Source organism: Paenibacillus sp. HW567 (genome assembly GCF_000374185.1).
In the GTDB taxonomy this organism is placed as follows: domain Bacteria; phylum Bacillota; class Bacilli; order Paenibacillales; family Paenibacillaceae; genus Paenibacillus_AQ.
In genome coordinates this window covers 5386890-5400634 of record NZ_KB910518.1, presented here as the reverse complement: position 1 = coordinate 5400634, position 13745 = coordinate 5386890, and the positions used below count along the sequence as shown (strand labels likewise).

Here is a 13745-nt window from a genome sequence, read left to right as displayed (position 1 = left end):
GCGGCGGGAGCATTCCGGCCGGGAAGGAGCGGAGAACCATGGGGTTTCTATCAGAATTTAATTCAGTTTGCAAGTTCAAGAATGAGCAGGAGCTGTACGAATTGCTTGAATATGGCCGCACCAAAATGGTGAAGATGGGCTTCCGGGTATATCCGACCGGCCAGAAGGTTATCGCCTACACACCAGAGAATGTTGCGGTAGCGATTGTCAAAATTTCTGCCTCCATCGCAGAGATCAACTTTCAGGGCAATGAGGTTACGGCGGTTGAGATGGAACTGGTGCGCAAGCTGAATGAGGAAGAATCCCGGGTGCAGACGGCGCTGGCCCATGAGATGTTTTTTGGGGAAGAGGGATGATCGTCCGCTTTGGTTATGTAGCCATGTCCACAGTAATTCCGGACTGCTCGCCTTCCAAGACCATGACGATGGCAAGCTTCAAGAAGCTTGACGACCGTGAAGCCGGACTGCGGCGGCTTGCAGCCATCTCCCGGACGAACCTTCATAACACGCTGCGCCTGCTCAAGCATAATGTCGGTTCGGATATCAAGGTCTACCGCCTGACCTCCAAGCTGATTCCGCTGGCCACCCATCCTGATCTGCTGGATTGGAATCCTTTTGCTGAACTGGCCGGAGAATTTGCTGAAGTGGGCGACTATGTGAAAAAACACGGGCTGAGAGTATCCTTTCATCCCGACCATTTTACCGTGCTGAGTACGCCCCGGCCGGAGGTCCTGGTGAACTCAGTCCGTGATCTGCAGCATCATGTGGACATGCTGAAGGCTATGGGCCTCCCGGCAACCGCCAAGAGCAACATCCATATCGGCGGAGCTTACGGGGACAAGCCGGTGGCTGCGGCACGTTTCTGTGAGCACTTTACCCTCCTGAAGCCGGAGCTGCAGGAACGTCTGACGCTGGAGAACGATGACAAGACCTTTAATGCGTCGGAGACCCTTGAGGTCAGCCGGAGGCTGGGCCTGCCGATGGTACTGGATATTCATCATCAGTGGGTCAACAATGAAGGGGAGCTCCCCTGGGAACTGTGGCCGGAGATCCAGAAGACTTGGCAGAGTCCGCTCGCAGTGAAAGATGTGCTTCCCGGTGAATCACTGCCGCCGAAAATTCATGTCTCAAGTCCCCGCAGTCCTTCTGACCCCCGCAGTCATGCGGATGGCGTGGAACCTGTGCCGCTGCTGGCTTTTCTTAAGCGGATTGCTGCAGATACCCCTGCTGTGGATGTCATGATTGAGGCGAAAGCGAAGGACGGGGCGCTGTTTGGACTAATGGAGGCGCTGAAGGAGCTGGCGGAAGCCGGAAGCGGAATTACGGTTTTAGATGGTGCAAGCGTCAATATTGAACCATAAACGGCAAGTAACCTGGTGTTAAAGGCCGGAAACGGGCCAAGGTTTGACTTGATAAGTAGCCTGAAATAGGGTACGTTGAATGAAACTTTAGCAAAAACAAGGCCGGCGCTCTCAAGGCTCATTGCCTGGCCTATCGCCGCCGGATGTCTGTCTGGAGCAAGAGCGCACCTTGTCTTTACATAAGAGAACGATCATGTTCAAGAAAGCGGAGTGAAGAGATGAATCCTACGAATTCTGATAACCGGAATGAACGTGAGCCTTACGTCGTGACAAGTAAGGGGCATACAGCCGTAGCGATCAATGCGGCTGCCAAAGCGGGCGAATGGATCAAGAGCAGACAAGGCCAAGTGAAGGAGCTGGGCAGCAAGACCTCGGCTCAGGATCTGGTGACTGAAGTGGATAAAGGCGTGGAGCAGATGATCCGCCGGCTGATCCTGACCCATTTTCCCGACCATGCCATTCTTGGGGAAGAAAGTGTTCAGCCCGGGGCGGACGCTTTGACCACTGCCCTGGAAGAAGGACGCAAGCATGAATACTTGTGGATTGTGGATCCGATAGACGGGACTACTAATTTTGTACACGGGTTTCCTTTTTACTGTGTCTCTATTGCACTGGTTATCAAGGGAGAACTGACGGTTGGGGTAATTTATGACCCGATCCGCGATGAGATGTTTGTTGCCGAAAAGGGCAAAGGAGCCTATATGCACGGCATCCCTACCGCTGTATCTGCTGAAGCTGACCCGGGAAGCAGCCTGATTGCAATGGGCTTTCCGCCGGACCGCATTTTCGCCCAGCCTGCGAATATGGCGGGGCTGCAGCATATTCTTCCGCAGATCCGCGGTATCCGCGCCGGCGGCTCGGCGGCGCTTCATCTGGCTTATGTTGCGGCAGGCCGGGTGGACGGTTACTGGGAGGTCGGCCTCAGCCCGTGGGACTGTGCGGCTGGCGTACTGCTGGTACTGGAATCGGGCGGCAAGGTTACGGATACGCTGGGCAACCCCTACGACATCGGCACCCGTCATATTGCGGCAAGCAACGGGCGAATTCATGATTTTCTGATTGCATCGCTGAAGGAAGCGGCAGCAACGGGGTATAAGGGCTAAGGAGGCAGCCGGGGGCATGAGTGATAAGGATGATCTGGAGCGCAAGCTAAGCGAGCTGCTGGAGGACGGAGAGATGGAAGAGGGCGAACGGACAGCCAAGGAAATTCGTCAGATTTCGCCTAAGTATGAGATCCGTATTCAGACCACGCTTGATCCGATTGTGGAAGAAACGCTGCGTTACCGTACAATAGGCCATGAGCTTGATGACAGATACGATAAGTATCTGGAGCGGGCAGGGAAGAAACCCGGACCGGAGGACACAGACGGTCCTAATAAATGATAGATGTATCCTGAGCGGTTTCCCGATAATGGGAAACCGCTCTTTTGTATAGGCGGGCTGGATGATAGAATGGAATTATATTAAATTTGGGAGGGATACGATGCTTAACACATGGAAAAAAGTAGCCGCAGCCGCCTCAGGCAGCCTGCTGCTGTTCAGCTTGCTGATCAGCACAGGAGCAGGCTCGGCTAGTGCGGCTGAAGCCGCCGCAGTAACACAAGGATCGGAGGCAGATGTATTTCGCATCGTAGCGCTGGGGGATTCCATCACTGCCGGCTATGAGCCGGGAATGACCGATCCCAATGTGAAGCCTTACGGATATGCGGAGAGATTGCTGGAGCAGGGCTGGTATCACGGCAGAAGCGCTCTCTTCAACTATGGCATTCTGGGGCTGACTTCAACGGGGCTGCAAAATTATACGGCAGCGATTAAGGATGGGGCCGCCATTACTGCGGACGGGATACAGGCTGGTCTTCCTGACCCGCGGATTAGCCGCTTTGCCGGGCTGCCTCCGCAGATCAAGACTGAGCTTGCCGAAGCGGATCTGATCACCCTGACGATTGGCGGGAACGATGTCAGCAGCCTGCTGTTAACGGCCAAGGATCTCTCGGACGATGAATTCAAGGCTAAGCTGGACGAGGTTCTGGCAAGCTACAGCAGTAATGTAAAGGCGGCGCTGGAGAATATTCGCACCGTCAATCCGCAGGCTACCATCCTGCTTGCCGATCAATATCAGCCGGCACCTAGAATCGCTGTTAGCAGCTCGTATGACAAGCTTATGAGCGCAGCCCAGCAGTTCACTGCGACAGCGGAAAGTGTAGCGGCCAGCGTCAATCAGGTCAATGCACCGGTCAAAGTGGCGCATGTAGCAGAGAAGTTCGCAGGTGTGGAAGGCTCCTTGACGCATATCATTGGCGTGGGCAAAGCGGATTTTCATCCTACCCAGTTGGGATATGAGACGATCGCCCGGGTGTTTGCCGAAGCGTATTGGGGAGAGTACCGTACTCCGTCCGTCTCTGCCTGGACTGCCGCATCGGCGCCTATGACGATTGTGGTGAAGGGTGTGGAGCTGAACACGCCGAACAAGCCGATTCTGAAGAATGGCCAGAACTTTCTGGCGCTGAAGGATATTCTTAATGCCGTGGGAGCAGCGGGGAAATGGGATAATAAAACCTCCAGCGCAACCATTATATACGGCGGAAGAACAGTGGTCATTACTATAGGTTCCAAGACGATTAAGGTAGATGGAAAGGCTGTGGCAATTGATACGCCGGCTTTCCTACAAAAGGTTGGCAAAGAGGAAAAAACCTATTTGCCGCTCGGTGCGCTTGCCACCGGACTTGGATTCGATGTGAATTACAGCAGCAAGCTGCGGACGGCTTTCATAAATCCATAAACGCGCATAAGCTATATAAGATGAACTAAAGAAACTATAAAAAAGGGCCGAAGTGACGGAGGGGAAGTTTGGATACTTACGGAGCGGTAGCGACCGCCTTTGTCTGCGGATTCCCACCGCGAAGAGCGGTAACAATCAAGAAATCTGCAGGCGGGCAGCGGCCGGAAGTCCAAACATTCCCCGCAGTTACGACCAGACCCCAATATGAAATCTATAGTTCAATTTATATCTATTAGATAAAATTAAATTCAGCCCGTACGGCATAAAGGTGGATGAAGGTAGTTGTCTAGCGCAAAATATAATGCAGAATATATCATCACAATGGATGACATTGTACGGGAGGGCGATCCTGTGCTGCGCGCCGTAACAGAGCCGCTGCAGCTTCCGCTGCAATCGGAGGATCAAGAGGCCCTGCAGTGTATGATGCAGTTTTTGAAGAACAGTCAGGATACGGAGCTTTCCGCCAAATACAAGCTGCGCTCCGGTGTGGGCCTGTCGGCGAATCAGGTCGGGCTTCAGCAGCGGATGTTCGTGATGTACCTGAAGGATGAGAAGGGAAGAACCGTGGAGCATGCCTGGGTTAATCCCAAGATCATCAGCCATTCGCTCGCCATGGTGTATCTGCCGGAGAGCGAGGGCTGTCTGTCCGTTGACCGTCCCGTGCACGGCTTTGTGCCAAGATATGAGTCGGTGAAGGTGAAGGGCTATGATATGGGCGGCAAAGAGGTTGTCATGAAATTCAAGGGCTATCAGGCCATTGTGATTCAGCATGAAATGGACCATCTGAACGGAATCATGTTCTACGACCGGATTAATCAGGAGAACCCGTTCAAGCTCCCTCAGGGTGTGGAGATCCGCAGCCTCTACGATAAGCAGAACGAGTAAAGTTAATATGTGTATGGCATAAGCCGGGTCTCCGATAGGGGATTACGGCTTTTTTCGACTTTGGACAGTTTTTTGTATATGGAAAATAATGCTATACTGTCAGTGTTGTAGCTCAGATAATACTGACAAAGGGGGATTCGCACAATGGATTGGGCAAGAATGCCAATAAGGGGTATAGCGTTTGAGTATAATGATGAAGCGAAGCAGATTGATGCACAAATTCTGGAACTGTTCCGTCAGCGCAAGGCGGTTGCGGGAGGTAAAGGGCTTTTTCCCGAAATGGAGACCATAGAGCAGTGGTCTGCTGAATTTGGGCTTGAGGCCACCGAGATCACGTTTATTCTGAGCCATCTGAATGAGGCGCGGCCGAGACGGCACTTTTGGGATGAGTCCGGCGGTTTGATCGGCGTGCTGCCAATTATGAAAACTACGCTGGAGGGCGATGTCGAATACACCCTGACCCATGCTATGCAATATGAGAAGTACAGTATCGTCACGCTGGAAGTTAAGTACTTCAAAGAGACAGTGTCTCCTGTAAACATTCAGCCAGAGCTTACTCTTGCGGTTCAGGGGGACGCCGATTACGAAGTGGACGGACATGGCGCGCGCGGTGGAGGCCCGCACCTTCAACTGCAGTTTATGGTTTCGCCGCCACTTCCCAAAGACCTGAGCAACGTTAGCTTCTCACTGGTACCCGGCAGCAGCGGCTTCATACGGCCCCGGTTAGAAGAAGTTGTATTGGACAAGCCGGTTAGCTTTCAATAACGGATTACGTATATCAGTTGAACTTGAAAATGATTAAAAAGGGCCGAAGTGACGGAGGAGAAGTTTGGATACTTACGGAGCGGACGCGTCCGCGGCGCTGGAGTCCGTTCACTTGCGGAAAAGGGGCTTTCAGCAGAAATAAGAGCCGCTCAGTCCGTTTACAAACAGGAAGACTCTTCCAGGCAGGAGATGACTCTGTTTGTGGAGCCTGATACACCTGTGGCATGTCTCCACGCCCTAATTCGTTCGGCACACTATCGTTTGAAATCCAGCATTTAGAGTAAGGCGATCTACTAAAGTTCAACCTCTCTACAACCTGTGCAGCAATAAAAAACCCCGCTGCGCAAACAACGCAGCGGGGTTACATTTCTTATAGCAACAAGTTTACTTCTCTGCCGCCATAGCCTCGAACGAAGCCTCCGCCGCTGCCAGTGTGGCATCAATATCGGCATCGGTATGCGCCGTGGTCAGGAACCAGGCTTCATACTTGGACGGAGCCAGATTGATGCCGCGGTTCAGCATATGGCGGAAGAAGCTGGCGAACAGCTCGCCGTCTGTGTCCTGCGCTTCATCGTAATTGGTCACCGGATGCTTGCAGAAATGGGTGGAGAACGCACCGCGGATGCGGTTGATCGTCATGGGGATGCCATGACGGTCAGCGGATGCCTGCAGCCCTTCAGTCAGGCGGATCGCCAGCCGTTCCATCTCGTCGTAGACGCCTTCGGCGGCAAGCACCTCCAGACAGGCGATGCCTGCGGAGATGGAAGCGGGATTGCCCGCCATTGTACCGGCCTGATAAGCAGGGCCGAGCGGAGCAACCTGCTCCATAATATGCTTGCGGCCGCCGTAAGCGCCAATGGGCAGGCCGCCGCCGATGATTTTGCCAAGCGCCGTCAGGTCAGGGATGATCTCTTCATGATTTTGCAGCCCGGCATAGGTCTGCGTAGAGCCGTAATGGAAACGGAAAGCGGTAATGACTTCGTCGTAAATGACCAGTGAGCCGTTATCATGAGCCAGCTTGCACAGCCCTTCCAGGAAGCCTGGCTTCGGCATAACCATACCGAAGTTGCCGACAATCGGCTCCACCATCACCGCAGCCACATCGTCGCCCCATTTGCGGAGTGCCTCACGCAGCGCGTCCAGATCATTGAAGGGAACGGTAATAACCTCTTGGGCAATGCTGGCCGGTACACCGGCGCTGTCCGGTATGCCCAGGGTGGACGGGCCGGAGCCTGCGGCCACCAGCACCAGGTCGGAATGGCCGTGGTAACAGCCGGCAAATTTGACGATCTTGCTGCGCTTCGTATACGCGCGGGCTACACGGATCGTGGTCATGACGGCCTCTGTGCCGGAATTGACGAAGCGCACTTTATCCATTGACGGAATAGCCTCTTTCAGCATCTTCGCCAGCTTAATCTCAAGCTGGGTGGGCGTGCCGTACAGCAGGCCATTCTCTGCCGCCTTGGTAATCGCGGCTGTAATATGGGGATGGGCATGGCCGGTAATAATCGGCCCGTAGGCAGCCAAATAATCTATGTACTCATTGCCGTCTTCGTCCCAGAAGCGGGAGCCGCCGGCGCGTTTCATGAAGACTGGAGCGCCGCCGCCTACGGCTTTGAAGGAACGGGAGGGACTGTTGACGCCTCCGACGATATGCTGCAGGGCTTCCTCATACAGATGTTCAGATGTGTTACGGTTCATAATTAGTCATCCTTTCTTTCGGTATGCCGGCGCAAGGGAACGGGCGAACCGCGGAAAGTTCCGCTGTTCGCCCGCCCTTAGGCCTAGCATGGGTAGATTGTTGTTGTATTGCCCTTCTATGCGCTTAACCTGCTATTGCCTATTTGCTGCCGGCGCTTGCGGAAGGGCTGCTGCCTGGCGAAGCCTCCGGTGAAGGAGACGGCTCGGGGGCAGTCAGGGTGTCTTGCACAAATTGCTTCAGCTTTTCTTCGCTGCTGATGCCAATGACGGCGGAGCCGCCTTTTGTCGTCTCTTCGGTGAGCAGATTCATCGGCGGAATCTGTTCACTGCCGTCCATAGAGCTGTCGTAGCCGACGGTAGCCAGCTTCCACATATCATTGACATCCAGGTTGGTGTCAATATAAGGGGTAACCTGGGACAGGATGCTTGGCAGCTTGATGATAGAGGTTGTGCTGATCACTTTATCCGCTACAGCCTTAAGGAAGCCGCGCTGGCGTTCCGTCCGGGTGAAGTCGGAAGTGGCATCGTGACGGAAGCGCACATATTGCAGCGCCATATTGCCATCGAGGTGCTGGAAGCCTTTTTTCAGATCAATGTCATATTCCGGCCCGTCAGCCTTGGTCTTGTAGAGCATGTCCTTCTCAACCTCGTAATCGACGCCGCCGACCGCATCTACAAGCTTGATGAAACCCTGGAAATCGGTATAGACATAATATTGAATCGGAATGCCGAGCAGGTCGCTGACCGTCTGCATCGCCGTATTGGGACCGTGGGTAATCGCCGTGTTGATGCGTTCTTTTCCATATTTAGGAATATCTACATAGGTATCACGGAGAATGGAGAAAACATAAAATTTCTTTTTAACCGGATCAAGGGAGGCGACCAGCATCGTATCGGAGCGTGGGACTTCACCCTTCTTCACCCCGCGCGCGTCCACACCCATAAGCAGGATATTGACTGGCTCCGTACCTTCCCATTTAGGCGGTTGAACCACTTCGGCAGAAGGAGAGGGGAGTGCTGCAAACGGTGAGTCTTCGCCGGTCTTATGCAGGTTGTCGAGCTGATTGTAGATGGAGGTAAAATAAATAACAGCCCCGCCGATAATCAGGAGAAGTATGATTGCAAGAGTCCAGAGCAGCGGCTTCTTCTTTGACTTTCCGGCCTTTGCGTGCCGTTTCTTTCTTGGTGGCATTTCGTTCTTCCTTTCCCATTCACATTCTCTACATTATAATTTCTTTTAGGTATACAAGCAATTTCGGAATATTTAACCATAAATTTTAGGAGTGGACCTGAACATGAATGAACTAACCATCGGACAAGAGGTGCCGGACTTCACCCTTCCCGCTTCAACCGGACAGAATATCAGCTTAAGTGATTACCGGGGCCGTAAGGTGCTGCTGTATTTTTATCCCAAAAATATGACCCCCGCCTGCACGCAGGAGGCCTGTGAATTCCGTGACGCCGAGGACCCGATTGCCCGGGGAAACGCAGTCCTGCTGGGAATCAGCACCGACAGTCTGGCTTCTCATAAGAAGTTCATTGCGAAGAACCATTTGCCGTTCCCGCTGCTCTCCGATGAAGAGCATACCGTAAGTGAATTATTTGGAGCCTGGCAGCTCAAGAAGCTGTACGGCAGAGAATTTATGGGCATCGTTCGCTCGACCTTTCTCATTGATGAGCAGGGCATCCTGGTCAAGGAATGGCGGAAGGTCCGGGTCAAGGGACATGTCGAAGCGGTATTGGAAGAAATCATGAAATATTAAGTATGCTAGTCATTAATTGTAAAGGTCTGTTACATTTTTAACAGCTTTCATTAGGCGCTCTCATGATATAGTTGCCTCATATTACTTCAAATTTGGAGCAAGGCATGGTGATAAATGCATGATGATGCTGCGTATCGGGCTGGATGTCGGATCGACTACGGCCAAATTGGTTGTTATGGAACATGACACGATTGTATATCAGGATTATGTAAGACATTATAGCGATATAAAAAAAGCCGCGCTGTCCCTCCTGTCAGATGTGCGGGACAGGTTCCCGGATAGCGAGGCAGCACTGACTGTAAGCGGTTCCTCAGGCTTGTCGCTCTCGAAGCTGGGCGAAGTGCCTTTCGTTCAGGAGGTGATTGCCTGCACCAAAGCGATCAGCTCACTGATCCCGCAGTGTGATACAGCCATTGAGCTGGGGGGCGAGGATGCCAAGATTATTTATCTCAGCGGCGGCATTGAGCAGCGGATGAATACAGCCTGCGCCGGGGGGACGGGGGCGTTCATCGACCAGATGGCTTCCCTGCTGCAGACGGACCCCGCGGGACTGAACGCCCTGGCGGAGCAGCATGAACGAATATACCCTATCGCATCGCGCTGCGGCGTATTTGCCAAGAGTGATGTGCAGCCGCTGCTGAACGAAGGCGCCCGCCGCGAAGATGTGGCGGCTTCGATTTTTCAGAGCATCGTTAACCAGACGATCAGCGGACTGGCCTGCGGCCGTCCAATCCGGGGGCGCGTAGCCTTTCTTGGCGGTCCGCTCACCTTCCTGCCTGCGCTGCGGGAGCGTTTTGCCGAGACGCTTGGGCTTAAGGAAGGCGAGATTCTGTTCCCTGAGCGCTCACAGTATTTCGTGGCGATTGGGTCCGCCCTGTCGCAGAAGGACCCGCTGGTGCTGCCGCTTTCCGGCTGGCTGGCGCGGATTGCCGCCGTAGATTTCAGAGCCGACCGCGCCGAGGATGCCGAGCTGAAGCCGCTGTTCGCTTCGCCGGAGGAACTTGCGCAGTTCCGGCAGCGCCATGCCAAGGCTGCGGCGCCCCGGTCTGAACTTTCTACATACCAAGGGCCTTGCTATCTGGGTATTGATGCCGGGTCTACCACCACGAAGCTGGTCATTACCGGATCAGCGGATGAAATTCTCTATACCTTTTATGGAAGCAACAAAGGCAACCCCCTCCAGTCGGTCAGCGATGCCCTGAAGGAGATTTACCGCATACTGCCGGCGGGCTGCCACATTGCCGGAGCTTACGCAACCGGTTACGGCGAAGGCTTGGTGAAGGCGGCGCTGCGCACTGACGGCGGCGAAGTGGAGACGGTGGCCCATTACAAGGCGGCCTCCAAATTCATGCCGGAGGTTGATTTCATCCTCGACATCGGCGGCCAGGACATGAAGTGCATCAAAATCCGGGGCGGAGCCATCGACAGCCTGATGCTGAACGAGGCGTGCTCGGCGGGCTGCGGCTCTTTTCTGGAGAGCTTCGCCTCCGCGCTGGAGCTGGGAATCGGAGAATTTGCCGCAGCGGCGCTGGAATCCAGGGGACCGGTCAACCTGGGCTCGCGCTGCACGGTGTTCATGAATTCCAAGGTGAAGCAGGTGCAGAAGGAAGGGGCTTCTCTGGCCGATCTGTCGGCTGGCCTTGCCTATTCTGTCATCAAGAACGCGCTGCAAAAGGTTATCAAAATCCGCAATCCCGAGGATTTGGGGCGCAACATTATTGTGCAGGGCGGGACGTTCTATAACGAAGCGGTACTCCGGGCCTTCGAGCTGTTGACCGGCAGAACCGTGGTCAGACCGGATATTGCCGGCGTGATGGGAGCTTACGGCTGTGCGCTGATCGCCAGAGAACATGCAGGACTTGACGGCAGCAGCACCCTCCTCAGTCCTGAAGAGCTGGAAGCCTTCACATATGAGGTATCGCCGGGCCGCTGCGGCCGCTGCGGCAACAACTGCGCACTGACGATCAGCCGGTTCCCGGACAAGAGCTTTCACGTTACCGGCAACCGTTGTGAGCGCGGGGCGGGAGGCAAGAAGGAGAAGAACAGCCTGCCGAACCTGATGCAGTATAAATATGAGCGGTTTTTTGATTATGAGGGGCTGCCTGAGGAGCAGGCGGAGCGGGGAACGGTCGGTATTCCGCGGACGATGAATATGTTCGAGAATTACCCGTTCTGGCATACCTTCTTCACCGCATTGCGTTTCCGGACTGTGCTGTCTCCGAAGTCCAGCAAGAAGCTCTTCGAGAGCGGAATGGATACCATTCCTTCGGAATCCATCTGCTACCCGGCGAAGATGGCCCACGGGCATGTGCAGAATCTGCTCGGCAAAAAAGTCGATTTTATCTTTTATCCGGCGGTCGTATATGAGAAGAAGGAAGATGACGCGGCGCAGAATCATTTCAACTGTCCGGTCGTGGCTTCTTATCCCGAAGTAATCCGCAACAATATGGACGGACTGAAGGAAAAGGGCATTCCGCTGGTCAGCCCGTTTCTGACCTTCGACGATATTCCGGCTCTGACCCGGGTTCTGGTGAAGACCTTCGCGGATATCCCCAAGGAAGAGATCGCTGCTGCAGTGCAGGCGGGACTTGTGGAAGCTGAGAATGCCAAATATGATCTGCGGAGCAAGGGCGAGGAAACGCTGGAGTTCCTTACACACAGTGATACCAAGGGCATTCTGCTCTGTGGACATCCCTACCATGCCGACCCGGAGATCAACCACGGCATAGCAGAGATGATCACCGGCATGGGGCTGGCTGTGCTGACGGAGGATGCAGTCTGCCATCTGGACCGCAGTGAAGGGGATGTGGCGGTGGTAAATCAGTGGACCTACCATGCCCGGATGTACCGCGCGGCGCGTCTGGCTGCCAGCAGAAACGATCTGGAGCTGGTGCAGCTTACCTCCTTTGGCTGCGGCATTGATGCGATTACGTGCGATGCGGTTCAGGAGATCATGGAGCGCAATAACAAGGTGTATACCCTGATCAAGATTGATGAGATCAGCAATCTCGGTGCGGCACGCATCCGTCTGCGCTCGCTGCTCGCCGCAATGCGCGAGCGGGAGAAAGGCAACGTTCAGCCTCAGCTCCTGTATAAGACCCAGGCCAATGTGCCGTTTACGAAGGAAATGAAGGATACGTATACGATTCTTGCGCCGCAGATGTCGCCGATCCATTTTGAACTGTTCGAACGGGTCTTCCGCGATGCCGGATACCGTCTCAAGATTCTGGAAAGCACCGGACCGCAGGAGACGGAGGAAGGTCTTAGATATGTGAACAATGATGCCTGCTATCCGGCAATTGTCACCATCGGTCAGATGCTGTCGGCGCTCAAGAGCGGCGATTATGATCCGAACCGCACCGCTGTAATCATGTCGCAGACGGGCGGAGGCTGCCGTGCGACCAACTATATTTCACTGCTGCGCAAGGCGCTGAAAGATTCCGGGCTGGGGCAGATTCCGGTGATTTCGCTGAATGCCTCCGGCATGGAGAACCAGCCGGGCTTCCGCATCAGCCTCAAGCTGGCTAACCGGCTGATTGCTGCAGCGTGCTACGGCGACCTGATGATGCGTCTTTTGCACCGCTTCAGACCGTACGAGGTCATTCCGGGAAGCACACAGGCCCTGTTCCGCAAAGGCATGGAACGCTGCAAGTCCAGTCTGTCGAACTTTTCGTTCCGGGAATACAAGCGGCTGACCCGCGAGATCGTCGCTGAATTTATCCAGTTGCCGGTGACGAAGACTACTAAGCCGCGAGTGGGAATTGTGGGGGAAATTCTGATCAAATTCCATCCGGACGCCAACAACCGCATCATCGAGATGATTGAGGCAGAGGGCGGCGAAGCGGTGATGCCGGATTTCCTGGACTTTATCTTTTATTGCGTCTACAACCCAATCTACAAAGCAGAGCAATTCGGCAAAAGCAAAAAGCTGGGCTACCTCAATCCGATGCTGATCTCCTATTTGGAAATCTACCGCAGACCGGTTAAGACGGCGCTTGTGGAAGCCGGGCTGGCTAAAGGCCGCGAGAATATCTACGGATTGGCTGAGAAGGCCAGCCGTCTTGTATCTGTGGGCAACCAGATGGGGGAAGGCTGGTTCCTGACGGCGGAAATGATGGACCTGCTGGATAACGGGGTGAATAATATTGCTTGTATTCAGCCATTCGCCTGTCTGCCGAACCATATTACCGGCCGGGGAATGATAAAAGGGCTGAAGGAGCTGTATCCTGGCGCCAATATTGCTGCCATTGATTACGATGCCGGAGTCAGCGTAGTGAACCAGGCGAACCGGATCAAGCTGATGATGTCGATTGCCAGCGGTCTGGAGAGCCAAGAGCAGCCGGTTCCCGCAAAAGCAAAAACGGGCAGCAAATTAAAGCCGGTTGTGGCGGGAAGCATCGAAAACGGGCTATAGCAATTATATTGTATAGAAAGAGCGTACCCTGAGCAGTTAAAGGGTACGCTCTTTTTTGGGGAAATATAAGAAAGTATA

The 13745-nt window shown here is 54.2% G+C and carries 11 protein-coding genes; 9 read left to right on the top strand and 2 right to left on the bottom strand.

Translation table 11 applies throughout. The features are described 5' to 3' along the window. Positions 1–38 precede the first annotated feature (38 nt). The 7 genes from B212_RS0123940 to B212_RS0123910 all read left to right on the top strand — a co-directional run bounded on the left by B212_RS0123940 (position 39) and on the right by B212_RS0123910 (position 5789). A complete protein-coding gene (locus B212_RS0123940) occupies positions 39–356 on the top strand; it encodes a hypothetical protein (protein WP_019913707.1) in 318 nt (105 codons plus the stop codon). Next, a complete protein-coding gene (uvsE, locus tag B212_RS0123935) occupies positions 353–1360 on the top strand; it encodes a UV DNA damage repair endonuclease UvsE (protein WP_019913705.1) in 1008 nt (335 codons plus the stop codon). Before B212_RS0123940 ends, uvsE begins: the two co-directional genes overlap by 4 nt. Before the next feature lie 218 nt (positions 1361–1578). Next, a complete protein-coding gene (locus B212_RS0123930; protein ID WP_019913704.1) occupies positions 1579–2463 on the top strand; it encodes an inositol monophosphatase family protein in 885 nt (294 codons plus the stop codon). Positions 2464–2479: 16 nt separating this feature from the next. Continuing rightward, positions 2480–2743 carry a hypothetical protein gene (locus tag B212_RS0123925; protein WP_019913703.1) on the top strand — a complete coding sequence of 88 codons (264 nt, stop codon included), beginning with the start codon at positions 2480–2482 and terminating at the stop codon, positions 2741–2743. A 100-nt stretch (positions 2744–2843) separates the two neighbouring features. Then, positions 2844–4139: a stalk domain-containing protein gene (locus B212_RS0123920; protein WP_019913702.1), complete on the top strand. Its 1296-nt coding sequence runs from the start codon at positions 2844–2846 to the stop codon at positions 4137–4139. 321 nt (positions 4140–4460) lie between these two features. Then, positions 4461–5024, top strand: coding sequence for a peptide deformylase (gene def / locus B212_RS0123915; RefSeq protein ID WP_036669979.1), 564 nt, complete (start codon positions 4461–4463; stop codon positions 5022–5024). Between the two features lie 144 nt (positions 5025–5168). Beyond that, positions 5169–5789 carry a hypothetical protein gene (locus tag B212_RS0123910; RefSeq protein ID WP_019913700.1) on the top strand — a complete coding sequence of 207 codons (621 nt, stop codon included), beginning with the start codon at positions 5169–5171 and terminating at the stop codon, positions 5787–5789. A 384-nt stretch (positions 5790–6173) separates the two neighbouring features. Here B212_RS0123910 and B212_RS0123905 read toward each other — a convergent pair whose 3' ends face one another. Continuing rightward, a complete protein-coding gene (locus B212_RS0123905; RefSeq protein WP_019913699.1) occupies positions 6174–7490 on the bottom strand; it encodes a glutamate-1-semialdehyde 2,1-aminomutase in 1317 nt (438 codons plus the stop codon). A 139-nt stretch (positions 7491–7629) separates the two neighbouring features. Then, a complete protein-coding gene (locus tag B212_RS0123900) occupies positions 7630–8682 on the bottom strand; it encodes an LCP family protein (protein ID WP_019913698.1) in 1053 nt (350 codons plus the stop codon). Positions 8683–8785: 103 nt separating this feature from the next. Here B212_RS0123900 and bcp point away from each other — a divergent pair, with 103 nt between their 5' ends. Further along, entirely contained in the window at positions 8786–9253 is a 468-nt protein-coding gene (gene bcp, locus B212_RS0123895; protein WP_019913697.1) for a thioredoxin-dependent thiol peroxidase, read from the top strand. A 118-nt stretch (positions 9254–9371) separates the two neighbouring features. Continuing rightward, the gene (locus B212_RS32305; RefSeq protein WP_019913696.1) at positions 9372–13667 is read left to right on the top strand and encodes a 2-hydroxyacyl-CoA dehydratase; all 4296 of its coding nucleotides are present in this window, start codon (positions 9372–9374) and stop codon (positions 13665–13667) included. Positions 13668–13745 lie beyond the last annotated feature (78 nt).